General features: G+C 35.9%; 26 protein-coding genes and 1 tRNA gene. 20 read left to right on the forward strand and 7 right to left on the reverse strand.

Annotated features, from left to right (window positions below; genetic code table 11):
- The first annotated feature begins 28 nt into the window (after positions 1 to 28).
- The 5 genes from murB (at position 29) to C3L50_RS00340 (ending at position 4,701) form a co-directional block, all read left to right on the forward strand.
- Entirely contained in the window at positions 29 to 1,042 is a 1,014-nt protein-coding gene (gene murB / locus C3L50_RS00315) for a UDP-N-acetylmuramate dehydrogenase (RefSeq protein ID WP_103803919.1), read from the forward strand.
- A 145-nt stretch (positions 1,043 to 1,187) separates the two neighbouring features.
- Positions 1,188 to 2,294 carry a glycosyltransferase gene (locus C3L50_RS00320; protein WP_103803921.1) on the forward strand — a complete coding sequence of 369 codons (1,107 nt, stop codon included), beginning with the start codon at positions 1,188 to 1,190 and terminating at the stop codon, positions 2,292 to 2,294.
- Positions 2,285 to 2,836 carry an RNA polymerase sigma factor gene (locus tag C3L50_RS00325; RefSeq protein ID WP_103803923.1) on the forward strand — a complete coding sequence of 184 codons (552 nt, stop codon included), beginning with the start codon at positions 2,285 to 2,287 and terminating at the stop codon, positions 2,834 to 2,836. The genes C3L50_RS00320 and C3L50_RS00325 overlap by 10 nt, the downstream gene beginning before the upstream one ends.
- Before the next feature lie 772 nt (positions 2,837 to 3,608).
- Positions 3,609 to 3,682: transfer RNA gene (locus C3L50_RS00335), tRNA-Pro, on the forward strand.
- 203 nt (positions 3,683 to 3,885) lie between these two features.
- Positions 3,886 to 4,701, forward strand: coding sequence for an energy transducer TonB (locus C3L50_RS00340; RefSeq protein WP_103803928.1), 816 nt, complete (start codon positions 3,886 to 3,888; stop codon positions 4,699 to 4,701).
- Positions 4,702 to 4,809: 108 nt separating this feature from the next.
- Here the strand turns inward: C3L50_RS00340 and C3L50_RS00345 are convergent, their stop codons facing one another.
- Positions 4,810 to 5,682, reverse strand: a complete 873-nt coding sequence (locus tag C3L50_RS00345) for a M48 family metalloprotease (protein ID WP_103803930.1) — start codon at positions 5,680 to 5,682, stop codon at positions 4,810 to 4,812.
- Positions 5,683 to 5,852: 170 nt separating this feature from the next.
- Here C3L50_RS00345 and C3L50_RS00350 point away from each other — a divergent pair, with 170 nt between their 5' ends.
- The 4 genes from C3L50_RS00350 (at position 5,853) to C3L50_RS00365 (ending at position 10,541) form a co-directional block, all read left to right on the forward strand.
- Positions 5,853 to 6,479: a TetR/AcrR family transcriptional regulator gene (locus C3L50_RS00350; protein WP_103803932.1), complete on the forward strand. Its 627-nt coding sequence runs from the start codon at positions 5,853 to 5,855 to the stop codon at positions 6,477 to 6,479.
- Positions 6,469 to 7,791: a TolC family protein gene (locus C3L50_RS00355; RefSeq protein WP_103803934.1), complete on the forward strand. Its 1,323-nt coding sequence runs from the start codon at positions 6,469 to 6,471 to the stop codon at positions 7,789 to 7,791. Before C3L50_RS00350 ends, C3L50_RS00355 begins: the two co-directional genes overlap by 11 nt.
- An 11-nt stretch (positions 7,792 to 7,802) precedes the next feature.
- Positions 7,803 to 8,882, forward strand: a complete 1,080-nt coding sequence (locus C3L50_RS00360) for an HlyD family secretion protein (RefSeq protein ID WP_103803936.1) — start codon at positions 7,803 to 7,805, stop codon at positions 8,880 to 8,882.
- Positions 8,883 to 8,951: 69 nt separating this feature from the next.
- Positions 8,952 to 10,541 carry an MDR family MFS transporter gene (locus C3L50_RS00365; protein WP_103803938.1) on the forward strand — a complete coding sequence of 530 codons (1,590 nt, stop codon included), beginning with the start codon at positions 8,952 to 8,954 and terminating at the stop codon, positions 10,539 to 10,541.
- A gap of 75 nt (positions 10,542 to 10,616) precedes the next feature.
- On the opposite strand, the gene yaaA is transcribed toward C3L50_RS00365, so the two are convergent.
- Entirely contained in the window at positions 10,617 to 11,375 is a 759-nt protein-coding gene (gene yaaA, locus C3L50_RS00370; RefSeq protein WP_103803940.1) for a peroxide stress protein YaaA, read from the reverse strand.
- 245 nt (positions 11,376 to 11,620) lie between these two features.
- Between yaaA and C3L50_RS00375 the strand changes: the two genes are divergently transcribed.
- The 3 genes from C3L50_RS00375 (at position 11,621) to C3L50_RS00385 (ending at position 14,481) form a co-directional block, all read left to right on the forward strand.
- Complete coding sequence (locus tag C3L50_RS00375; protein WP_103803942.1) at positions 11,621 to 12,862, forward strand: ATP-binding cassette domain-containing protein; 1,242 nt, start codon at positions 11,621 to 11,623, stop codon at positions 12,860 to 12,862.
- A gap of 173 nt (positions 12,863 to 13,035) precedes the next feature.
- Positions 13,036 to 13,977 carry a TIGR01212 family radical SAM protein gene (locus tag C3L50_RS00380; protein ID WP_103803944.1) on the forward strand — a complete coding sequence of 314 codons (942 nt, stop codon included), beginning with the start codon at positions 13,036 to 13,038 and terminating at the stop codon, positions 13,975 to 13,977.
- 3 nt (positions 13,978 to 13,980) lie between these two features.
- Entirely contained in the window at positions 13,981 to 14,481 is a 501-nt protein-coding gene (locus C3L50_RS00385) for a toxin-antitoxin system YwqK family antitoxin (RefSeq protein ID WP_103803946.1), read from the forward strand.
- Positions 14,482 to 14,708: 227 nt separating this feature from the next.
- Here C3L50_RS00385 and C3L50_RS00390 read toward each other — a convergent pair whose 3' ends face one another.
- Complete coding sequence (locus C3L50_RS00390; protein WP_103803948.1) at positions 14,709 to 15,806, reverse strand: 6-phosphofructokinase; 1,098 nt, start codon at positions 15,804 to 15,806, stop codon at positions 14,709 to 14,711.
- Between the two features lie 366 nt (positions 15,807 to 16,172).
- Between C3L50_RS00390 and C3L50_RS00395 the strand changes: the two genes are divergently transcribed.
- Positions 16,173 to 16,751: a hypothetical protein gene (locus tag C3L50_RS00395; protein WP_133158829.1), complete on the forward strand. Its 579-nt coding sequence runs from the start codon at positions 16,173 to 16,175 to the stop codon at positions 16,749 to 16,751.
- Between the two features lie 103 nt (positions 16,752 to 16,854).
- On the opposite strand, the gene C3L50_RS00400 is transcribed toward C3L50_RS00395, so the two are convergent.
- Positions 16,855 to 17,898: an RluA family pseudouridine synthase gene (locus tag C3L50_RS00400; RefSeq protein WP_103803951.1), complete on the reverse strand. Its 1,044-nt coding sequence runs from the start codon at positions 17,896 to 17,898 to the stop codon at positions 16,855 to 16,857.
- Positions 17,895 to 18,497 carry a PASTA domain-containing protein gene (locus C3L50_RS00405; RefSeq protein ID WP_103803953.1) on the reverse strand — a complete coding sequence of 201 codons (603 nt, stop codon included), beginning with the start codon at positions 18,495 to 18,497 and terminating at the stop codon, positions 17,895 to 17,897. Before C3L50_RS00405 ends, C3L50_RS00400 begins: the two co-directional genes overlap by 4 nt.
- Positions 18,498 to 18,767: 270 nt before the next feature.
- Between C3L50_RS00405 and C3L50_RS00410 the strand changes: the two genes are divergently transcribed.
- The 6 genes from C3L50_RS00410 (at position 18,768) to C3L50_RS00435 (ending at position 22,092) form a co-directional block, all read left to right on the forward strand.
- Complete coding sequence (locus C3L50_RS00410; protein ID WP_103803955.1) at positions 18,768 to 19,736, forward strand: D-alanine--D-alanine ligase; 969 nt, start codon at positions 18,768 to 18,770, stop codon at positions 19,734 to 19,736.
- A 111-nt stretch (positions 19,737 to 19,847) separates the two neighbouring features.
- Positions 19,848 to 20,072, forward strand: a complete 225-nt coding sequence (locus C3L50_RS00415) for a DUF433 domain-containing protein (protein ID WP_103803957.1) — start codon at positions 19,848 to 19,850, stop codon at positions 20,070 to 20,072.
- Complete coding sequence (locus tag C3L50_RS00420) at positions 20,069 to 20,410, forward strand: DUF5615 family PIN-like protein (RefSeq protein WP_103803959.1); 342 nt, start codon at positions 20,069 to 20,071, stop codon at positions 20,408 to 20,410. The genes C3L50_RS00415 and C3L50_RS00420 overlap by 4 nt, the downstream gene beginning before the upstream one ends.
- 12 nt (positions 20,411 to 20,422) lie before the next feature.
- The gene (locus tag C3L50_RS00425) at positions 20,423 to 21,001 is read left to right on the forward strand and encodes a TMEM175 family protein (protein WP_103803960.1); all 579 of its coding nucleotides are present in this window, start codon (positions 20,423 to 20,425) and stop codon (positions 20,999 to 21,001) included.
- Position 21,002: 1 nt separating this feature from the next.
- Positions 21,003 to 21,461, forward strand: coding sequence for a pantetheine-phosphate adenylyltransferase (gene coaD, locus C3L50_RS00430; RefSeq protein ID WP_103803962.1), 459 nt, complete (start codon positions 21,003 to 21,005; stop codon positions 21,459 to 21,461).
- A gap of 70 nt (positions 21,462 to 21,531) precedes the next feature.
- Positions 21,532 to 22,092, forward strand: coding sequence for a PhnA domain-containing protein (locus C3L50_RS00435; protein WP_103803963.1), 561 nt, complete (start codon positions 21,532 to 21,534; stop codon positions 22,090 to 22,092).
- A gap of 224 nt (positions 22,093 to 22,316) precedes the next feature.
- Here C3L50_RS00435 and C3L50_RS00440 read toward each other — a convergent pair whose 3' ends face one another.
- Both C3L50_RS00440 and C3L50_RS00445 read right to left on the reverse strand, forming a co-directional pair.
- Positions 22,317 to 23,663 carry a DEAD/DEAH box helicase gene (locus C3L50_RS00440; RefSeq protein ID WP_103803965.1) on the reverse strand — a complete coding sequence of 449 codons (1,347 nt, stop codon included), beginning with the start codon at positions 23,661 to 23,663 and terminating at the stop codon, positions 22,317 to 22,319.
- A 115-nt stretch (positions 23,664 to 23,778) separates the two neighbouring features.
- Positions 23,779 to 24,384, reverse strand: a complete 606-nt coding sequence (locus tag C3L50_RS00445; protein WP_103803967.1) for an NUDIX hydrolase — start codon at positions 24,382 to 24,384, stop codon at positions 23,779 to 23,781.
- 7 nt (positions 24,385 to 24,391) lie between these two features.
- On the opposite strand from C3L50_RS00445, the gene pyrE reads away from it, so the two are divergent.
- Positions 24,392 to 25,039, forward strand: coding sequence for an orotate phosphoribosyltransferase (pyrE, locus tag C3L50_RS00450; protein ID WP_103803968.1), 648 nt, complete (start codon positions 24,392 to 24,394; stop codon positions 25,037 to 25,039).
- The last annotated feature ends 63 nt before the right edge of the window (positions 25,040 to 25,102 follow it).

Consider the following 25,102-nt stretch of genomic DNA (forward strand, 5'->3'; position numbering starts at 1 on the left):
GACTAACGATTCAAAACGCACTTTCTTTATGGAAATACAGACTAATTTTTCTCTTAAAAACTACAATACTTTTGGCATTGAAGCCAAAGCCAAACAATTCGTTGCCGTTCATTCAATTGCAGAATTAAAAACCGTTTTAGAAGAAAACAAATCCCAAAAAAAATTCATTTTGGGTGGCGGAAGCAATATGCTTTTGACTCAAGATATCGATGCATTGGTGATTCACGTTGATTTGAAAGGTAAAAAAATCATCAAAGACGACGATAATTTTGTTTGGGTCGAAAGTCAAGCTGGCGAAAACTGGCACGAATTTGTACTTTGGACCATCGATCAAAACTTTGGAGGATTGGAAAATATGTCGCTGATTCCAGGAAATGTTGGAACCACTCCAGTTCAGAATATTGGCGCATATGGAACCGAAATCAAAGACACTTTTGTTTCTTGCGAAGCGATGGCAATCGAAAATCAAAAAACCAAAACTTTTAGTAAAGACGAATGCCATTTTGGCTACAGAGAAAGTGTTTTCAAAAATGAGGCTAAAGACCAATATATTATCACTTCGGTAGTTTTTAAACTCACCAAGCGCAACCATAAAATTAATATTTCCTATGGCGATATAGCTGCCCAACTTTCAAATAAAAACATCCAAATTCCAACACTCAAAGACGTTTCTAATGCTGTAATCGCTATTCGAACCAGTAAATTGCCCGATCCAAAAGAGTTAGGAAACAGCGGAAGTTTCTTTAAAAACCCCATTCTTTTAAAATCAGATTTCGAGAAAATACATCAGCAATTTCCAGAAATGAAATACTATGATATTTCTCCAACCGAAGTCAAAGTCCCTGCGGGATGGCTCATTGAGCAAGCTGGTTTCAAAGGAAAACGTTTTGGCGATGCAGGAATTCACAAGAACCAAGCTTTAGTTTTAGTCAATTATGGAAACGCCACTGGACAAGAAATTTTGGATGTTTCCAAAACCATCCAAGAGACTATTTTCAAAACTTTTGGTATTCATATTGAAGCCGAAGTGAATGTGATATAAAAGCGGGAAGTTAGAAGTGGGAAGTTAGAAGGCAGTTCTGAGTATCGTGATGAAATTTAGATTATAATAATTGCCGTTTGTCGATGGTTTATTGACAATTGATAATTACCTTTGCACAGATTTTAAAAAAAGAAGCCAAGCCTATATGTTACTCTTTACTTTATACTTTTTTATTGTTATAGTCGCCATACAACTTGCGTATTATCTGATTGTTTTTGCGAAATTTGCTTTCGCCAAAGCTCAAAAAGCAACACCAAAAAAAATCTCTGTTTCGGTAATTGTTTGTGCCAAAAATGAAGCCGACAATGTAGCTCGTTACATTCCATTGCTGGCAGAGCAGGATTATCACGACTACGAAATTATATTGATAGACGATGCTTCAAGCGATACTACTTTAGAAATTTTTGAAGAATTCGAGAAACAATATTCCAATATTAGATTGGTAAAAGTTAGAAACAACGAAGCTTTTTGGGGCAACAAAAAATATGCTTTAACATTAGGAATTAAATCGGCCAAAAAAGATTATTTGTTGTTTATAGATGCCGATTGCTACCCCTCTTCCAAAGATTGGATTACGACAATGTGTTCGCAATTTACGATGCAAAAAACGATTGTTTTGGGTTATGGCGCTTATGAAAAAGTAGCCAAATCGTTCTTAAACAAAATCATCCGTTTTGAAACTTTACTTACAGCCGTTCAATATTTTTCTTGGACAAAAATAGGGAAACCTTATATGGGAATTGGTCGTAATTTGGCCTATAAAAAAGAGGAATTTTATAATGTAAACGGCTTCATTAGTCACATTCAAGTACGTTCTGGCGATGACGATTTGTTTATCAATCAAGTGGCAACTAGCAAAAACACCACTATTTGTTATACTCCTGAAAGTTTCACTTATTCGCAACCCAAAACAACATTCAAAGGTTGGTTTAACCAAAAAAGAAGACACGTTTCAACTGCCACTTTATACAAACCTTTTGACAAAATTCAGTTGGCACTTTTTTATGTTTCGCAATTGTTGTTTTTCATTTTGGCCATACTTTTATTGGCGTTCCAATACCAATGGATTATCGTCTTGAGCCTTGTTGGTTTTCGATATTTAGTCACTTGGATTATCCTCGGATTTTCGGCAGGAAAATTAAAAGAAAAAGATGTGATGTATTGGTTTCCTATTATCGAAATTGTGCTTATCTTCACGCAATTAAATATCTTTATCACCAATCTTTTTTCAAAACCCGTACATTGGAAATAAACCTACAGATAGAAAAAGCAAAAAAAGGCGATCAAGCGGCTTTCACTTTTCTATTGAATTTTTATTGGAATGAAGTCTATGGTTTTATGCTTAAACGCACTGAAAACGAAACCAATGCCGAGGATATAACTATCGAAACCTTCTCGAAAGCTTTTGACAAAATAGCCAGTTACAATCCTGAATTCCAGTTCAACACTTGGCTGATTGCTATTGCTAAAAATGTTCATATCGACTTGTTGCGCAAAAAGAAAGCGTCACTTTTCATCGAAATCACCGACGACGAAGACCAACAAGCCTACAATATTGCCGACACCACTCCATCGGCCGAAGACGAATTGATTACCGAGCAAAACCTTTCGCAATTGCTACAATTCATCAAGGAACTCAAACCGCATTATCAGGAAGTGATTCAGTTGCGCTATTTTCAGGAAATGAGCTATCAGGAAATTGCTAACAAAATCGACGAACCCCTAAGCAACGTCAAAATAAAACTACTCCGCGCCAAGAAATTATTGGCAGAGATTATTCAAGATAAGCGGTAAATTTTTGACCGTGCTAATCAAAAGCATTCAATAAACAAAAAGTACTTTTGATGATTTGTAAATAATTGTTTATATATTTGATATTAAATAGTATATGACGTTTGTCACACCTATCTACCCTAAAATAGACGGCTTTGTGTGATTTTGTCAGACAGATAAAAAAGCTAGCGGTCAGTTGAGCAAAAACTGAGTAATAATGAAATGATCACTAACATTGAACTTTCTTAAGAACTAAAATTAATGAATACCGAAAAGAGAAATGCTTTATTATCAATAATATTTTATGTTATTTCCATAATAGCTGTAGTAATTATTAATTTATCAGGACAATTTAAATCTGGCCCTTGTACTCCAAATTTAGATTTTTTCTCAATTTTCATTGTTGCTATTTTAAACGTAATTTTATTAATAACTAATGCAATATCAACTTTTGGACTAAAAAAGGAAACAAAAAATTCTTTCTTTATCCATCTTTTCGTGTTTTCCCTATTTATAATTTGGATAATGACTTTAATTATAAATAGTTAAGATTGTTGTTTTATAAAATAACACTTAAAATTAAAAATTGAATTTTGAAAAATTTGTGCTAGTAGGAATTAGCAAACGAACTGAATCGAAAATCGGAATTGATAAACTTTATAAATAAACAACCGAACCGCTAACAGGTACTACAACTTATTTGCGCAATTTGCTTAATAGAAAGTTGGTTTTGTATTTGGATGATTTGGCAAATAAACGGTAAAAATATATCTTTGCAATCGCTTTGAAACTGCGGGATGTAGCGCAGCCAGGTAGCGTACTAGCATGGGGTGCTAGGGGTCGCTGGTTCGAATCCAGTCATCCCGACAACAACAAAAAGCTTGACTTATTTCACAGTCAGGCTTTTGTTTTTTTTTGCAAAGCCCCGAAAACAAAGACCTTTATTCTTCTTGTTAAAATATTTTAAAAATAATCAGCTTTTTATATATTAAACCAAACATCTTTTACGTTGTATGTTAAAAGACACTGCTTATGACATGATAAATACCTAACCATAAAAAACCTAAATTATGTCTAGATTAAGTATTTACGAAACCCGCTGGATTGACCTTATCTTCGAAAACAAAAACAAAGAATATGGTGCTTATCAATTGCGACGAGATAGTGTCAAAAGTTCCTTGACTGCGCTATTTTTAGGATTGCTATTTGTAGCTTCTATTGGAGTGATTTCAACTATTATTAGCCGTTTTGGTACTACAATTGAACCCGAAACTTTAATTCCTGAATTTTCTGATCCAGTTGTAGTCACCACAGTTCATCTTCAAGATATAGAAAAACCAGTGCTTCCTGAAGCAAAAAGCCAAGTTAGCGAAGCCACCATTGCAAAAGACCAATTAATCAATCCAACTATTGTTCATCCAACAGAAGCCACACCAGAAGTGGCCACAAATGCTGAAAATAAATTTGCCTCTAATGTTGCTTCAGAAGGAACTGGAACAGGCTCAAACACCACAACTTCTGGAAATGGAACTGGAACCGAAACTCCTCCTGCTGTTGATTATGGAACTACTGTTGTAAACACTGCTATTTTGGATAAAATGCCCGAATTCCCAGGTGGAATAGAGAAATTTTACAAATATGTGGGCAATAATTTCGAGAAACCCGATATTGATGCTATCAACACTTTTAGAGTTTATGTGTCATTCGTAATCGAAAGAGACGGCAGTATGACTGATATAAAAGTGATCAGAGATCCAGGCTACGGATTAGGACGTGAAGCCATTCGAGTTTTAAAATCTTTGAGAACCAAATGGACTCCAGGAATAATTGGTTCAAAACCCGTTCGAACCGCATACAACTTGCCAATTGTTGTTGATATGCAATAACTCTATAGGTCATCTCAACAAAACAATACACTATTCATAAATCTATAAAAACAAAAAAAGCAGAACCGAAAAGTTCTGCTTTTTTGATATATGACCACGAATTGAATTCTATTTTTTGGTGGTAGTTTTCTTTTTTGTGGTAGTCTTTGCTGCTGGTTTTGTCGTTTTTACCGGAGTAACCACTGGCGTTTGGTGCACATAGGGTTTATACAATCCGTCTTTCTCAGCTCTTTTTCTGGCATTTTCGGCTCTTTCTTTTGAGTCTGGATGCGAACTCATCATCTTAGTCAAGAAATCGCTTTGAGCTCCTTCGCTCATTTTAGCCAAAATAGAAAAGGCCGATTCAACCGCATTGACATCATAACCGTTTTTCTTCATAAATTCATAAGCAAACAAATCGGCTTCGGATTCTTGTTTACGGCTGTGTTTACTGTCGATCATAGCGCTTCCAATTTTCCCTAATTGACTATCGGTTACAGCGGCTATCGTTCCTGATTGTGAAGCTGCACCGTCAATCAAAGCTTCTTTTTGGTAAGCTGCTCTTGCTGCATCTCTAGAATCTTTATTTACTACGTGACCAATTTCGTGACCAATAACTACTAACAATTCGTTGTCATCCATAACATCCATCAAACCACTGTAAACACGAACACTTCCGTCAGCAGTAGCAAAAGCATTTACTTCTTTAATCACATAGACTTTGTAGTTTAATTCCAATCCATAAGCCTTGGTATATTTTCCAAAAATCTTGTTGAGTCTAACTGTGTAAGGATCGGTTGGCCCAGCAATAACGTGTTCTGCATCCATTTTGGCGACAGCTTCTTTAGACAACTTTGCAGCATCTTCGTTACTAAAGGTAAATCCTGTATATCCTTTTTGAACTGCTCCTAAGGCTTTTTCACCCAAATTAATTTGTGCTTTGGCAGTCGAAAAAACCATAAAAGCAACTAATGCCACTAAAAATACTGATTTTCTTTTCATCTTTTTAATATTAAAATAGAAGTACAAATATAAATAAGTTTAGCTTTTGCAAAAGAGTTTTTTCAATTTCAAAAAAAACTCTGCAAATGTTAAAAAAAAGTTAAACAAAAATTAAACAACTGTTTAATTTAAACAACTGTTTAATTTTGCATCATTAAAATCAAATAAAGATGCAAATTGATTTAAACGACAAACAAATAGAAATTCTGAAAGTAGCCGAAACGCTATTTGCCGAAAAAGGTTTTGATGGCACTTCGATTCGGGATATTTCGAAAGAAGCGAAGATAAACGTGGCGATGGTTTCTTATTATTTTGGCAGCAAGGAAAAATTACTCGAAGCCTTGATCTTGCATAAAACCTCTGGTCTCAAAGAACAATTGGTTCATTTGATAGACGAAAACCTGGAACCTTTCGATAAAATAAACAAGCTCATTGAACTTTACATCAATAGAATTGATTGTAATAAAGGGATTTATCGTGTGTTGCATTTTGAATTAGCTTCTAAAAAAAGAGTTTTAGAATTAGATTCTTTTTCAGAAATAAAAAAATCCAATCTAAAATCTTTGGAACTTATTATTCAGGAAGGACAGGCTAAAGGCGTTTTTAGAAAAGATATCATCATTCCTTTGTTGACACCAACCATTCTAGGGATCTATTTTCATTTTCAGATGAACAAACCTTTTTTCGAAGAAATTCTAAATCTAAATACAGATGAAGCTTTCAATAATTATGTAAAAACAGATTTAAAAAAACACATTCAACAAACTATAAAAGCACTTCTATTATATGAAAATTAAACAATTCTTACTCTTTGGTATTTCTTTTATTGGGATATCATCGGTAACCGCACAAGAAAAAATGAGTTTAACTTTGGATGAAGCTGTAAAACTGGCTTGGACGAAAAGTAACGAAGTTATACTGGCCAATACCAAAGTAAATTCATCGAAATACGAATTACAAAGTGTTAAAAACAATCAATATCCCGATTTTAAAATATCTGGACAATACCAACGATTGACAAATGCTTCGGTAGAAATGGCCAATACAGATCCGAATGCTGCCCCACTGCCTGCACCAGATCAAGTGATGCTAGCTCAAGCTAATGTTAGTTTGCCCATATTTTCAGGTTTCAAAATTCAGAATAATATTAAAATATCGGATAATTTATATCAAGCTGAAAATGCCAATGCTGCCAAAACAAAGGAAGACATTACGATGCGTGTGGTAAATTATTACACGGCTTTGTATAAGGCACAAAAAACAGTAGACATTTTAATTGAAAATCAAAAAAGTGCCAAACAAAGGGTGACTGATTTTACAGAATTAGAGAAAAACGGAATTATCCCAAAAAATGATTTATTGAAAGCGCAATTGCTGGTTTCAAGAACTCAAATTGCTATTGATGAAGCCCAAAACAATCTCAATAATATTAATTTCTATCTAGCTACCTTGCTAAAAATAGATACCAACACAAAATTGGAAGTTGACGAAAAGGATTTCTTTAATCTAAAAACAGATAATGCACCAAAATCTGATGCGGTAGCACTGCAAAACAGAAAAGATTTAGAAGCCATACATTTTCAACAAAAAGCTAGCGAGGCCAGTATTAAAGTTGCAAAATCGGGGTATTATCCATCTATTTCTTTAGTTGGAGGATATACTGCCTTGGATTTAAAAAATATTGTTACCGTAAAATATGCTATGAATTTTGGTGTAGGCCTTTCCTATGACATTGGAGGAATTCTAAAAAACAAAGCCCACGTAAAAGTAGCCGAAAGTAAAGCATTGGAAGTAAAAAACACCGAAGCCATCCTTACCGATCGCATCAAAAATGAAGTTCAAAAGGCTCTTGAAGATTATGATTTAGCCATTAACCAAAGTGTGGTTTATGACGAAGCTGTTCAGCAGGCATCTGAAAACTATAGAATTGTAAAAGACAAATTTGACAACGGTTTATCAGACACAAACGATTTAGTAGAAGCCGATGTTGAATATCTGAATACAAAATTAAACACTGCAGTATCTAAAGCCACTATCATTCAAAAATATTACGAATTACTTTCAGTAACAGGACAAATAGCACAATCTTTCAATCTTACTAAAATATAATATTAACCCTCATGGAAAAGAAAAAAACAAATACCAAATTCATCTTCATATTAAGCGCATTGGTACTAATAGGTGGTACTTATGGCATCTATAAATATATGCATTCTTTGTCTCACGAAGGAACTGATGACGCTCAAATCGAGAAAAAAATGAACCCAATTATACCAAGAGTTCCGGGTTATATCAGCAAGGTTTATGTAAAAGACAATGATTTTGTAAAAAAAGGAGATACATTATTTACTATTGACAAAAGGGATTATCAATTAAAAATTGATGAGGCCAATGCCGCTTTATTAGGTGCAGAAAGTCAATTTGAAGCAGCAAAAGCCGATATTGGAAGTGCCAATGCCAGTATTTCTGTATCGGATGCCAATATGAAATCGGCAAGTGGTTCTATTGAAAGTGCCAAAATTAGATTGAGACAAATTACTAGTGATTACAACCGTTACAATAATTTGTACAAAACGCATACGATTACCAAACAACAATACGAACAAGCATTGGCTGCCAAAGACGAAGCTGAAAGTCAAGTACGTGTTTTAGAACAACAACAAAGAGCGAGTTCTTACCAAAAATCGGTAATTGAATCAAAATCTAAAGCATCAGATAAACAAACTGAAGTGGCTGCGGCCAATATCAAAAGAGCCCAAACACTTTTAGATGTTGCCAAGTTAAACTTGACTTACACGGTTGTTACTGCTGCGATTGATGGACAAGTTTCTAAAGTAGATATCCAACCCGGACAATTGGTTCAAGCTGGACAATCTTTATTTTACATCATCAACAACAACGAAGCTTGGGTCGTGGCCAATTTCAAGGAAACCCAATTAGACAAAATGGTTGTTGGACAAAAAGTGAGCTTAAAAGTAGATGCGTATCCTGATTATGAATTTAAAGGAACACTAACATCCTTTTCGCCAGCCACGGGATCACGTTTCTCATTATTACCTCCTGATAATGCTACTGGAAATTTTGTAAAAACGATTCAAAGATTACCCGTAAAAATTAGCTTAGACAAAACCAACGATCCTGAAAAAGTAAAATTATTGCGTCCCGGAATGAATGTTGACGTGGACGTGCATTTGAAATAAGATTTCAGATTGCAGAATTTAGATTGCAGATTTCAGATTAGAAATCTAAAAAAATAATTTTAAAAAAAAATGAAAAAAGTACAAGCAATAGACGACGATTTAGTGGAATACGGCTACCGACGCGTCATCATCACGATTACGGCAGTACTTTGTGCGCTGTTGGAAATCGTGGACACGACCATCGTCAACGTGGCGCTAACCGATATGCGAGGAAGTCTTGGTGCCACCTTGACCGACGTGGCTTGGGTAATTACGGCTTATGCCATTGCGAATGTAATCGTGATTCCAATGACCAGTTGGTTGTCGCAACAATTTGGAAGACGCAATTATTTCGTGGCCTCGATAATCCTGTTTACGGTATGTTCCTTTTTGTGTGGAAATGCCACAAACATTTGGGAATTGGTCGCCTTTCGATTTGTTCAAGGTATTGGGGGCGGAGCTTTATTGGTAACCGCCCAAACCATCATTACCGAAAGTTATCCGGTGGCCAAACGTGGAATGGCGCAAGCCATTTACGGAATGGGCGTAATTGTGGGCCCTACATTGGGACCGCCATTGGGAGGCTATTTGGTCGATCATTATTCTTGGCCGTATATTTTTTATATCAATATTCCGTTGGGAATTATCGCTACAATTTTGGCCATTTCTTTCGTGAGAAGTCCTAAATATGGTGAAAAATTAAAATCAAATCAAGTCGATTGGTGGGGAATTGCATTGTTGGCCACTTTCATCGGTTCCTTGCAATTTGTTTTGGAACACGGTCAGCAAGACGATTGGTTCAATGATTCCTTGATTACCAGTTTGAGTGTAGTAACCATTTTTGGGTTGATACTCTTTATTTGGAGAGAGCTTACCTACAAACATCCCATCGTGAATTTGAGCGTGCTCAAAGACGGAAACCTCAGGATAGGAACCGTGATGTGTTTCATCCTCGGTTTCGGATTGTATGGTTCCACCTTGATTATCCCCATTTACACCCAGGCCATCTTGGGCTGGACAGCGACCGATGCGGGATTATTGCTGATTCCCGGTTCGATAACCACGGCTATGATGATGCCCATAGTGGGAACTTTAATTCAAAAAGGAGTGCCGCAAGGCTATATGGTGGCAGTTGGATTTTTGATCTTTTTCTTCTTTACCTTTATGATGTACAACAATATGACGCCCGATACCGGTGTCGAACATTTATTTTGGCCATTGATTCTAAGAGGAATTGGATTGGGATTGCTTTTCGTGCCCATCACCACGCTTTCGCTTTCTACTTTAAAAGGTAAACACATTGGCGAAGGTGCCGCCTTTACGGGAATGATGCGCCAATTGGGAGGTTCGTTTGGTATTGCCATCATTACCACCTTCATCACGCGTTTTACCCAAGAACACAGGGTCGATTTGATTGCCAATTTGGACCCTAGCAAATACCAAGTGCAACAACGAATACTGGGCATGCAAAGAAATTTTATGTCGAAAGGTTTCAGCAGCAACGAATCGCTGCAAAAAGCCTATCAAGCATTGGATTATTCTGTTCTAAAACAAAGTACTGTTTTATCGTATATGGATATTTTCCTTTATTTAGGAATCTTATTTTTATGTTGTATCCCGATTATTCTATTTATCAAAAAAGGAAAAAACAAGGTAAATCCTGCTGATGCAATGCACTAAGATTTTAGTAAAAACTAAAACCGCAGATTCGCAGATTATTAATTTTAAATATGCCAATCTGCGGTCTTTTTTTATCTATCTTGTAAAAACCAAATTATTCCCTTTAGATAAATTGGCGTCAAATCGATAGCCCTCATAATCGAAACCTTTCAAATCCTCAATGGTTTCGGCATTGGTATCGATGATGTAACGCACCATCAACCCCCTCGCCTTTTTGGCAAAAAAACTGATTATCTTGAGTTTTCCGTCTTTGTAATCCTTGAATTCCGGCGTGATTACGGGTACTTTCAAGGCTTTGACATCCACGGCCGAGAAATATTCGTTGCTCGCCAAATTAACGAACAACTCCCCTTTGTGAAGTTCCTTGTTCAAGGCTTTGGCAATAATGGGCTTCCAAAATTCATACAGGTTTTTGCTTTCGCCAATGGGCAATTTGGTTCCCATTTCCAGACGATACGCCTGAATCAAATCCAAGGGTTTCAAGAGTCCATACAAACCCGAGAGGATGCGCAAACGCTCTTGCAAAACGTCCAGTTTTTCCACTGGAATCGAATAGGCATCCAAGCCCATATAAACATCGCCATCAAAAGCAAAAACCGCCGGACGCGCATTGTCGGGCGTGAAAGGCGTTTTCCAATCTTGGTTGCGTTGCCAATTCAAATCGGCCAATTTATCCGAAATAGCCATTAATTCCGAAAGTTGCTTTGGCGATTTTTGCTTCAAGACTTTGTGGACTTGGCGCGACTCTTTCAGGAACAAAGAATCGGAAAAATCAGGAGTGGGCAATGCTTTTTCGAAGTTCAAGGATTTGGCTGGCGAGATGACGATTTTCATAATAGTGATTCTGGTTTGAAAGTTTCAAAAGTACAAATTGAAAAACCGAAAACGAAAATTGGGGAAGATTTTTTTCGTCCACGGATTCCAACGAATAAAACGAATTTACACAGATAGAAAATCCGTTTTATCCGCCAAAACCTGAGTCATCTGCGTGCCAATTTTTTACCACAAATTTCACAAATTAGCACAAATTATTTTTTAGTTTTACAAAAAATACGCTGCATTCAAACATTCCCCTTACAATGAACAACAAACCTCACTGGAATATCCTTTTATCTGATTCAGTCAACAAAAATCAACTCATCAAAACCTTGCTTTCTGGCAGCAGTACTGGCGAATTAGCCATTTACAACAACTTGAAAGGCATTCTTTTTTCGGATATCACCATCCAACAATTTATCGAAAAAGAAGAGCAATACGACACGCTCGAAGCCGCTTCCAACCGAAAATTGCGCAGTTTCTCGGCTGGCGAACAAAAAAAAGAATTCTTGAACTATTGCCTGAACCAAAAACCGGATTACATCATTCTGGACAATCCTTTCGACCATTTGGATCAAGCTTCCCGAAAAACTTTGGCTGATTCTTTGAAACAATTATCGGAATCATTGAGTTTCATCCAGTTGGTCAACCGCACGGAAGATTTGCTTTCTTTCGTCGAAAACAAGGTACAAATCACAGACGATTCTTTTGTGACGAAACCCATAGAAACTTCAAAAAAATCTACCGAAGAAAAACATACAACCCAAATCCCGAAACCCTTGCACTCGTTTGACAACACCAACGAAATTCTCGTGAAAATGGACGGTGTTTCGGTCAGTTACGACGAAAGACCTATTGTGGATTCTATTTTTTGGACCATCAAACAAGACGAATTTTGGCAATTGGTCGGTCCCAACGGTTCTGGAAAAAGCACCATTTTATCAATGATTACGGGAGAAAACCCAAAAGGCTACGAACAAGAATTGTATCTTTTTGGACGTAAAAAAGGAAGCGGCGAAAGCGTTTGGGACATCAAGAAAAACATCGGGATTTTCTCAACTTCGATGACGCAGATGTTCAAACGAAACCACACCGTGGAGCAAATGATTCTTTCGGGATTCTTCGATTCGATTGGATTATATACCCAACCCACGATTTTGCAAAAGCAAATAGCGGCACAATGGCTGGAAGTTATCGGGATGAGTGCTTTAAAAAATAAGTCATTTATGCAATTGTCTTTAGGGCAACAAAGAGTCATTTTGATTGTTCGTGCCGTCATCAAACACCCGCCTTTAATCATTTTGGACGAACCTTTGGACGGTCTGGACGACCACAATTCCGTCTTGGTGACCGACCTCATCAACCTCTTGATTCAGGAAACCAATATGACCATTATTTATGTTTCGCATCGAATGGAGCCTGCGCTGAAACCAACTTCGATTTTCGAATTGGTTCCATCCAAGACGGGTTCGATTGGGAAAATAAAACAAGACATTGTCTCATAAAAAAGCTGGCCACAAATTACACAAATTATCACAAATTATTAAACCACGTAGAATTCGTGAAATTCAATTTTAAAATTGATAAAATTTGTGCCAATTCGTGTAATTTGTGGTTGAAATTTTTAAAAGCAGCAATGAAATTCCATCAAACAAATCGAATTTTGTACTTTTGAGGAATGAATACAGAACCCAAAGGATACAAAAATTACGGCGCACACTTGCGTAAAAAATACAACGGACAACGCGTTTATAAAGTCATTGTCGATGGCGGTTTTTCCTGTCCCAACCGAGACGGAAACAAAGGCTACGGCGGTTGCACCTATTGCAATGTCGATTCGTTTACGCCCGAACTTTCCAGAAAAACGCCAACCATTTCCACTCAGTTGAAGGACGGAATGGAACGTGCCAAAAACCAATACAAAGCCGGTAAATTTATTGTCTATTTCCAGCCGAACACCAATACGTATGCGCCTGTTTCTATTTTAAAACCAATGTACGACGAAGCTTTGTCCATCAACACCGAGGATGTTGTGGGCTTTTCTGTGGGAACGCGTCCGGATTGCATCGATGCCGAAAAAGTGGCTTTGCTAGAAAGTTATTGCGATAGATTCGACGTGGATTTAGAAATGGGAATGGAATCCATTTATGACGAAACCCTGGAGCAAATCAACCGAGGTTGCAGTCACGCCGAATTTGTATCCGCAGTGGAATTGTTGAAAGACAGCCCACTCGATTTGTGCGTCCACACTATTTTTGGTTTTCCTTGGGAAACTCGCGAAATGATGTTGAACTACATTCACGAAATCAACCGTTTTCAGCAGATTAAATTCGTGAAATTCCACCATTTGCACATCGTCGAAGGCTCGATTATGGGGGTCAAATACAAGAGAGAACCTTTCAAGCTCTTCAGTTTGGAAGAATACACCGACTTGCTTTGCGAATTGATTCCAATGTTGCGGCCTGATATTGTTATCCAGCGTTTGTTTGGAATCTCCGATTGGAATTTGCTCATTGCACCCAACTGGGGCTTAAAAAAAACGCAGATTCAAAGTTATATCGAGAACGAAATCGAACGCAGGGGAATTGTGCAGGGGTCAAAATATAAAATTAGCTTATAGAAAATGAAAACAAAATTTATCCTGTATTTAATTATCTTTTTTTCACTAAATGTTTACTCACAAGATAGTCTGAGTATAAAAGAAATTTATAACGAAAATTATTTGACTTACCGAAAGGATAATAATGAATTATTCAACGGAATTGCTCATAAATTTAAGCATAAAGATCATTTACTTGGTACTGCAGAATTTAAAAATGGAGTGTTAATTAAACTTACAACCTATTTTAATGGAAAGAAAAGAATCATATCAGAGGAAAAATTATACAACGACAATGGGAAAATAGAAAAAAGAATTAATTATGAGTATTCAAAAGATTATAAATGGATTGAATATTATGATGAAAATGGTAACAAAATATTAGAAGAAGATTATAGCAATGGAAAACTAGTTTTTAAATGCCCCTTTTTAAATAATAAAAGAAATGGAATTCAAATATCAATAAATGAAAAAGGAGAAAAATCAGAATGTAAGTTTTTAAACGGAAAATACATAAAAAATTAACCTTTCAAAAAGGTAATCAAAGTTTTCAAAAACAGAAACTCCAATTGACTTAAAAGGATTTTTTACCACAAATTTCTCAAATTATCGCAAATTATAATTCTAAAAAATCTAATAAATAAAGTTCTAAAAAACAACAAACCGCAAATTCTCAAATGAAATTAAGAATCTCATTTTGTGAATTTGCGGTTTTATATTTAGACTATAAAAGTCCAGAATATTATTAAAAATTAATCTCCAAAACCAATTCCGACACCTTTAGCGGTTTTAACTAAGTCGCAAGTTGGATCTACTAATTTTGGATTATCGATAGCATCTTTGAACGGAACCGAGATAATATCGGGATGACGATAAGCCGCCATTTCACCAAATTTACCCTCCAGCACCATTTCGAAAGCTTTTACCCCAAATTGTGTAGCTAAAATTCTATCGTAAGCAATCGGCGATCCTCCTCTTTGTAAATGTCCCAGAACGGTTTCACGCATATCGGCTTCAAAACCAATTGATTTTAAATCGTTTACTAATTTGCGAGCCACTCCTCCTAAACGCACGTTTTCATAACCAATTTCATCACTTTTTTCGGATAGTAAAGTTCCTCCTTTTGGCATTGCTCCTTCGGCAATTACAACAATAGCATTTCCTTTTCCTCTACTATTGTATCTACTTTGTAATTTTTTGGCAACAGCCTCAATATCATAAGGAATTTCAGGAATCAAACATACTTCGGCTCCACCTGCAATAGCTGCATTTAGGGCAATCCAACCTGCATTTCTACCCATCACTTCTAGCACCAAAACCCGATTGTGACTCGCAGCTGTAGTTACTAATTTATCGACAGCTTCAGTAGCCGTATGAACAGCGGTTTGAAATCCAAAAGTAAAATCGGTGGCAGATAAATCATTGTCAATCGTTTTTGGAACACCAATGATATTCAACCCCTTTTCAAAAAGTTGCTGAGAAATTCTTTGAGAACCATCACCACCAATACTGATTACGGCGTCAACTCCCATATATTGCAACTTGCGTATCATTTCATCTGATCGATCAACAGATTCCCAAGTACCATCTTGATTTTTTACAGGCCATGCAAAAGGGCCTCCCTTATTGGTCGTTCCAATGATTGTTCCTCCATCGACATGGATTCCAGCTACTGCTTTATCGTCCAAAATCATGATTTCGGTGGGTTCGCGCAGAATACCATCATAGGATTGAACACTGCCAATGACTTCCCAATCTTTTTCTTGAGCAGCTCTTTTTACTATTGCTCTAATTACGGCATTTAAACCAGGGCAATCTCCACCACCCGTAACTACTAAAACTCTTTTCATTATATGTCTTTATTGAAATTATTCCTTCTGTTTTTTCACTAATCTTGACAGTAAATATAGTAAAAAATAAAATGCAAGTCTTTACTGTTCTTTGCAAAATAATCATAAAAAGGAGCAAGATTTAATAGTAACTTTACGAAAACGATTGAAATTTTAATTTTTATCCTTTAAAATACCCATAAAACCTTTTTCAATTTGTGCAATTGGAACTTCTTTAAAGAACCCATTTGAATACAAAATTATTCTTTAATAATTATTTGAAAAACTATCCTTTTTTTTTCGTTTTGTAGTATCTTTTCTATTACTTTGTTGAAAGAAAATTTGACACAATACAAACAAAAAAATAAAAAAAAGCATCAAAAAAAAATGAAAAAATCTCTTCTTGCCATTGCAATAGCAATTTCACTAACTTCTTGCAGTCCAACTTTGAAAGTAAAACAATTGGATGCCAAAACTGGAAAACTGCCTACAGAAACTACTCTTACTCAATCTGAAATCTTAGTCAAAAAGAATATAAATCTAAAAGAATACAATCAGTTTTTATTTGTAAAGAAAAGCGGTTTAAATATGGAAAAATATGAAACCTATATTTTAGGCACTTTAAAAAATATTGGAGGTTTTCAAAAATATTATATCCAAACTGAACTAGAACAATATGTGATTCAGAATGGTTTAACAGATAAAGTAACCAGCATTTCCGACAATATTGGATTGCTCAATTTAAGCAAAAATGTAGGTAAATTTCTAATTTGCGAAAGCAATGTGGAATACAAAGGGGGTTACGATTTCAGTTTTGAATACAAAGTAATCAATCCTACAAATGCTGAAATTTTACTTCACATCAAACACAATGCTTTCAATTGGGGAGGATTAGACAGACCGCTTTTTAATCCTGTATTCAACGAATATATTGATTGGTTAAAAGAAAATCAAAATCAACAATAATAATTCTCAATAAAAAAAGCCCTTTCAACAATTCTGAAAGGGCTTTTATTCTATAAAAAATTCCGTTTATCCGCCAAAATCAGTATCATCAGCGTCCCAAACCTTACTCCTCCTCCTCGCTAGCATGCGTTTTTGAATAGCTTCTCCATTTCTCGAGACAATCCTGAAAATCCTGTGGTAATTCGGTATCAAAACGCATATATTCTCCTGTTGTAGGGTGCATAAAACCAAGTGTTTTAGCGTGTAATGCTTGACGAGGCAATGCCTTGAAACAGTTCTCTATAAATTGCTTGTATTTGGTAAACGTAGTTCCTTTTAAAATTAAATCACCTCCATAACGGGCATCGTTGAAAAGTGGGTGACCAATGTGTTTCATATGAACCCGAATTTGGTGTGTTCTTCCTGTTTCGAGAATGCAAGAAACCAAAGTCACATACCCAAAACGCTCTAAAACCTTGTAATGCGTCACAGCTGGTTTCCCAATTTCGGGATCGGCAAAAACAGCCATTTGCATACGGTCTTTTAGGTGTCGGGCAATGTTGCCTTCAATCGTTCCTTCGTTAGCAATTACATTTCCCCAAACTAGCGCGATGTATTCCCTTTCGGTGGTTTTGGCTTCAAATTGCTTGGCGAGATGTGTCATTGCGGCTTCGGTTTTGGCAATAACCAAAAGCCCCGAAGTGTCTTTGTCAATTCGGTGAACCAATCCTGGACGTTCGCTACTATTCATGGGCAAATTCTCAAAATGAAATGCCAAAGCATTCACCAAAGTTCCTGTATAATTGCCGTGACCAGGATGCACTACAAAATCGGGCGGTTTATTGATCAGTAAAACAGCATCATCCTCATAGACAATGTTCAAAGGAATATCTTCGGGATCAACCCTATTTTCAAAAGGCGGATGCGACAACATTATTCGAATCACATCAAAGGGTTTTACCTTATAATTCGATTTTACGGGAATATCATTTACATAAATATCACCACCCGTAGCTGCATTTTGAATTTTATTTCGAGTAGCATTCGGAATCATATTCATTAAATATTTGTCAATCCTCAAAAACTCTTGTCCTTTAGGAACGTCAAATCTGTAATGTTCAAATAATTCGTCTTCTAAATCTACAATTTCTTCGTTATTTTCGCTCATTGAATGGAATCTTTTTGCACAGCCAAGCTATCCACTTCTTCTACATAACTTTCTTTTCCGTCGCCCAAAACCAAATCAATTTTAGAAGCTTTCAAAACGCGATCTCCAGCCTTTATATTTCTTCCTTTGCAACGCATTTCCAACACCATATCCTTTCCAAGATTCGGAATATAGGTAATTGTTCCTTCTTCAAGTCCCAAAGCTTTCAAAGTGGGAACCGCTTCACGATAGGTTTTGTCAATCAAATCAGGAATTTTCACAGACGAAAACCCCGAAGCGTTAATTTTTATATATACTTTTCTACCTTCTTTTACTTTTGCTCCCGGCAACGGATCTTGCTCTACCACACTGTATTTTGGATAATCACTATTATAATCCACACTGTCCAAAAGCACATAATCTAAGTCCAACTCGTCTAGCTTTTCTTCCACTTGTTCCTCGGTCAATTTAGCCAAATTGGGCACCGTGATTTCGTGACCATGATCGGTGGTAAAAGTCAACCAATGCATAAACAAATAACTCAAAACGGCAAGAATAGCTAAAGCTGCAATTGCTTGTCCAAAAAACACACGACTGGTAAGATACTTACGTAAGCTCATAAATTTATTTTTATAAGTCGCAAAGATAAAGCTATTTCGTTCCAAAAAAAATTCTAATTTTGTTAATAGTTTTTTAAGGAGCTATTTCCCGCTATCCGTTACAAACGAAGTTCAATGAACTCCGCTTAAAATAAAAGTTTAGTGAATTAATCTTTTGTGCCGGTGTTCGGCACAAAAGATTAATTCACTACTATCGGGGCTAGGGCATCCTACAATCAAAACTATTTATTTCAAACTAAAACCTAATACCCAGAACCCAATACCTAAAACATGAAAAACATTGCCATCATAATGGGCGGATATTCAAGCGAATATAAAATATCCTTAATCAGCGGAAACGTTGTCTATCAATTTCTTGACAAAACCAAATACAACGGATTTAGAATTCATATTTTCAAAGAAAAATGGGTTTATGTTGACGATAATGAAACTGAATTCCCTATTGACAAAAACGATTTTTCGACTACCGTAAACGGAACTAAAATTACTTTCGACTGTGTTTTCAACGCCATTCACGGAACTCCGGGCGAAGACGGATTGATGCAAGCCTATTTTGAACTAATTGGAATGCCGCAATCTTCATGCGATTATTATCAAGCGGCATTAACGTTCAACAAACGCGATATGCTTTCGGTTTTAAAACCATACGGAATCAAAACAGCTACTTCTTATTATTTGAACAAAGGAGAACAGATCGATACTGCCGAAATCGTAAAAACCGTTGGCTTACCTTGTTTTGTAAAACCAAATAAATCAGGGTCCAGCTTTGGAATTTCGAAAGTAAAAACCGAAGCCGAATTGCCAATTGCTATTGAAGTGGCTTATCAAGAGGACAACGAAATTATTATTGAAAGTTTCTTGGATGGTACCGAAGTTTCTGTTGGAGTAATCAATTATCAAGGAAAAGTAATTGTTTTGCCAATCACCGAAATTGTTTCTGAAAATGATTTCTTTGATTATGAAGCCAAATACCAAGGAAAATCTCAGGAAATCACGCCTGCCAGAATCTCCGAAGAAATGACCCAAAAAGTGAGTGAAGCAGCCAAACGCGCTTATGAAGTTTTGAAAATGAAAGGTTTCTCCCGAAGCGAATTCATCTTCGTAGATGGCGAACCTCATATGCTCGAAATGAACACCATTCCGGGATTGACAACTGAAAGTTTGATTCCGCAACAAGCCAAAGCAGCAGGAATTTCATTGACGGATTTGTTTACGAATGCTATTGAATTGGCTTTATAAAAAAGCAACTAAGAAGCTAAGTAACTGAGGGACAAAGTTTTTTTTTCGAATAAACGCCTCAGTTTCTGATATTCTTAGTAACTTAGAGCCTTAGAAACTAACCACTTAAAAATGATTGACTATAAACAATATATCGCAATAAATACTCAAATTCGTTTTGGGAAACCTACGATTATTGGTACTAGAATAACCGTATTTGATATTTTATATTGGATGGCAAACGGAATGAGCATAAATGATATTATTGAAGATTTTCCAGAACTAAATGAAAACCAAATCAAAGCTTGTCTTGCCTATTCTGCCGATAGAGAACATAAAATTCAAATTACATTATGAAATTGTTATTGGATCAAAACATCTCTCTTAGAGTTATTTCTAAAATTAAAAATAATTTTCCCGAGGCAAAACAAGTAAAAGAACTTGGAATCGAAAATTATTTAGATATTGAAATATGGGAATTTGCCAGAGATAATAAGTTTACAATTGTGACTTTTGATGCAGACTTTTATGATTTATCTCATTTAAATGGACATCCTCCAAAGATAATTTGGTTACGGTTTGGCAATACTACAAATGATTTAATTGCTTCAATCATAAACTCCAGATATTCAGTTATAAATGATTTTATTAACGCCAAAGACTATTCAGAAATTGTTTGTTTAAAAATAAAATAAAAAGATTAAAATATGAACAAAAGCAGACTCGAAGCCTTTAGCGATGGTGTATTAGCCATAATCATTACGATAATGATTTTAGAAATAAAAGCACCCGAAGACGATAGTTTCGAATCCTTGCAACACCTGATTCCTGTTTTCTTGAGTTATGTTTTGAGTTTTGTTTATGTTGGAATTTATTGGAATAATCACCATCATATGTTTCAGGTGGTCAAAAAAGTGAGTGGTTCTATTTTGTGGAGCAATCTGTTTTTGCTTTTTTGGCTTTCCTTGATTCCTTTTGCCACGAGTTGGATTGGAGAACATCAATTTTCGGCCGTACCTATGAGTGTTTACGGCTTTGTTTTGTTGATGTGTGCCGTTTCTTATATCATTCTTCAAAATAAAATCATCAAACTCGAAGGCAATGATTCGGTTTTGCATCGTGCAGTCAACAGTGACACTAAAGGCAAAATATCGATGGCTTGCTATATTTCGGCAATCCCATTGGCTTTCGTTTCACCTTGGATTTCTGGACTACTATATATTGCAGTAGCCCTAATTTGGGTAATTCCAGATTCAAGAATTGAAAAACAATTAAATAAACTTTAAAATGAGAAAAGCTATTTTTCCAGGTTCGTTCGATCCAATTACGTTAGGTCACGAAGATATTATCCGAAGAGGAATTACTCTATTTGACGAAATTGTAATTGCCATTGGTGTCAACGCCGAAAAAAAATATATGTTTACCCTTGAAGAAAGAAAACACTTCCTCGAAGATACTTTCAAAGACGAACCCAAAATTTCCATCATCACTTATGAAGGTTTGACAATTGATTTATGCAAAAAAATAGGTGCTAATTTCATCCTTCGTGGACTAAGAAATCCGGCCGATTTTGAGTTCGAAAAAGCCATTGCCCACGCCAACAGAAGAATGTCTAAAATTGAAACCGTGTTTCTATTAACTGCTGCAAAAACCTCTTTTATAAGTTCAAGCATTGTCAGAGACGTAATTCGACATAAAGGTCAATACGAATTATTGGTTCCTGATGCGGTGAGAGTAAAAAAATAGTGTTTCCTCCTTAAATTTGTAAAAGGCTTTAATTAACACTACTTTCGCAAAAAATTAGACAAAAACAGAAATGGAAAGAACATTAAATAAACGCAGCGGATCACAATGTGAACTTTGTGCAGCAACCGAAAACTTAAAAGTATATACCGTTTTACCAACAAAAAAAGGAGGCATTGACGAAAATATTTTGGTTTGCCCCACTTGTATCGACCAAATAGAAAATCCTGGACACGAAGACCAAAATCATTGGAGATGCTTAAACGAAAGTATGTGGAGCGAACATATTCCGGTGCAAGTAGTTTCGTGGCGTATGTTGAGCCGTTTACGCAATAATGAATTATTAGAAATGATGTATCTTGACGAAGATACTTTAGCTTGGGCACAAGCTACTGGCGAAGGCGAAGATGACGAAAACAAAGTCATTCACCGCGACAGCAACGGAGTAATTCTTGCCACTGGAGATTCGGTAGTTTTAATCAAAGATTTGAAAGTAAAAGGGTCGAGTATGGTTGCCAAACAAGGAACTGCCGTAAGAAACATCAGATTAGACCACGAAAATGCCGAATATATTGAAGGTCGTGTTGATGGCCAAACGATTGTAATTATTACGCAATACGTGAAGAAAATATAATTGGAAGTGGAAAGTTAGAAGTACCAAAAAACGAAAACGTCCTGAGAAATCAAGACGTTTTCGTTTTTAACAGGGATGTTTAACATTCTTAATTTGAAATCTGATCAGAGTGATAGAGAACGAATGTTATTAAGTTAAAGAATTTTGTCGATGATTTTGTCAGAATGACAAATAAACCTTAACTTAATGACATTGATAGCGAACGAGTGAAGAGAATCTGAAATCTACTCCTCTTCTTTCTTAATCACCTTTCTGGCAACTTCAATTTTAAATTTCTTGCCTTTCATTTTTTCGTCCTTAATGTTGTGAAGTAAATCTTTTACTTTATTGAATTTTACGGCGGCGAATGAAATAAAATCCTTCACTTCAATCAATCCTAAATCGCCTTTTTCGAGTTTCCCTTTTTGGGAAAAGAAACCTACAACATCAATTTTGTTCAATTTATTTTTCTTTCCACCACTGATGTAGATGGTTTGAAATTCGGGTGGTTTTGGTAAAGTTGTATTGTTTTTTACTTCCAAAACTTCCATTCCATAATCGATATAATCGAGTTTTTTCTCGCTTTCGTTTACAATAAGATAAGCCGTTCCAGAAGCTTGCATACGAGCTGTTCGACCATTTCTATGCGTGAATTCATCTTCCTTTAAAGGTAAATGATAATGAATAACGTGTTTCATTTCGGGAATATCGAGTCCACGTGCAGCTAAATCTGTTGTGATTAAATAGCTTACACTTCCGTTTCTGAATTGGATTAAAGCGCGTTCCCGTTCGTCTTGATCCATTCCGCCGTGGTAATAGGTGGCGTAAATCCCTTTTTCGTTCAACGTGTCGCTAATGCGTTCAGCAGCATCTCTGTGATTGCAAAAAACGATGGCCGATTGCGATTTCAGGGAACAAATCAGGTTGAACAAACTTCCCATTTTGTCTTTTTCCTTTGAAACAATCATTTTTGTGGACAGATTGCTCGTTTCTTCTTCATTAGGAATAAAATCCAAAATCGTAGGATTGACCACTCGGGTATATTTTGGAATTTCAATATCAGAAGTTGCCGAAACCAAAACGCGTTTGTTCAGTTTCGAAAGTTTTCCAATAATGAAGGACATTTGCTCGTGAAAACCCAATTGCAAAGATTTGTCGAATTCGTCGAGAATCAAGGTTTCTATTTTGTCTAAACGAAAAGTGCCTCGGTCAATATGATCGGCAATTCGTCCCGGAGTTCCAATTAAAACTGCTGGAGGATTACTCAAATTCTTGATTTCAGTGTCAATGGAATGTCCGCCGTAGCAAACGTTGACTTTGTAATCGGTTCCCATTTTTTTCCAAACTTGCTCAATTTGCAAACCCAATTCACGCGAAGGAACGAGAATCAAGCATTGAACAGAAAGAATTTCGGGTTTAAGCATTTCGAAAATGGGCAACAAAAAAGCCAAAGTTTTCCCGGAACCTGTTGGCGAAAGCAGTAAAACATTATTGTCGCTCAAAATGGTTTCCTGGGCGGCAACCTGCATTTCATTTAGGTTTTCGATTCCTAAATTGAACAATATATTGTTGGAATGGTGTTTTTTATTCATTTTGCAAAGGTAGTAGAAAAGTGTTCAGTAATCAGTTTTTATTGTTCAGATATGAAAACTGAAATAGAAAATGGAATGACTACTGAACACTGATTACTGATTACTGATCACTTGATTACTGAACACTAATCTTCTCTTCTTCGAACAATAATTTAATGTTCTCGTACGATTTTTTTAAGACCTCTGGAATCTCATTTGGTTTAATCCAAACTGCTTTTTCGATTCCTTCTTCAATTTGTCCCACTGGAATTCCATCAAAATCTGACTGCATTTCAAACCATTGTGTTATTTTTAGTTTATAAACACCGTTTCGTTTGAAAACGTGATAGGTTTTTTGAAGCTTTTTGGTAATCGTCAATCGATTAACTCCTGTTTCCTCTTCGACTTCCCGCATTGCGGTTTTTTCAATTTCTTCCCCTTTTTCTGTTCCGCCTTTGGGTAAATCCCATTTTCCACCTCTAAAAATAAATAAGACCTCGCCTTTTTTATTATAAACCAATCCTCCTCCTGCTTTAGAAACAGGAATTTTGGATTTCAAAGTTTTCATAATTTCCTTTTCATCAGGATAATAGAGGTAGGCTTTTTGAATTTTATTTTGAAACATTTTTACTATAAGCTGCACTATATCAACGCTTTCTAATAAAAATAACTGAAAATTAGTCTCTTTGGAGATTTCATTTGTCAAAAAAAGTGGTTTGTCGTTCACAAAAACTTTATACATTTGTACTATGATATTTAATAAAGATACTGCCGAAAAAACTGCCGAATTACTTTTGCAAATTAATGCAATTAAATTGAATCCAAGAAATCCTTTTACATGGGCTTCGGGATGGCAATCACCAATTTATTGTGATAACCGAATAATTCTCTCATTTCCAACTATTAGGAATTATGTTCGAGACGAATTTTCAAAAAACATCGAAAAACAATTTGGAAAACCTGATGTAATTGCGGGTGTTGCCACTGGAGCCATTGGAATTGGCATGCTAGTTGCCGAAAGCTTAGGATTGCCGTTTGTTTATGTTCGTCCAGAACCCAAAAAACATGGCCGTCAAAACCAAGTGGAAGGCTTCCTACAAAGTGGTCAAAATGTAGTAATTGTAGAAGATTTAATTAGTACAGGAAACAGTAGTTTGTTGGCTGTAGAAGCTTTGCGAGCAGCAGGAGCCAATGTAAAAGGGATGGCTGCCATATTTACTTATGGTTTTGATGTTGCCCAAGAAAACTTTAAAAACGCCAATGTCGATTTGTTTACTCTTAGTAATTATCAAAATCTATTGAATTTGGCAGTTGCAAAAAGATACATCACTGAAGAAGAAGAAGCTACTCTAAGAGAATGGAATTTGAGTCCTTCGACTTGGGGAGTTGAAAAATAAATTGATTTAATTTAGCATTGTTGATTGTATCCCAAAACTTCGGGATAAATATAAATTTTTAGA

It is taken from the genome of Flavobacterium alvei, from assembly GCF_002920895.1.
Taxonomy (GTDB): domain Bacteria; phylum Bacteroidota; class Bacteroidia; order Flavobacteriales; family Flavobacteriaceae; genus Flavobacterium; species Flavobacterium alvei.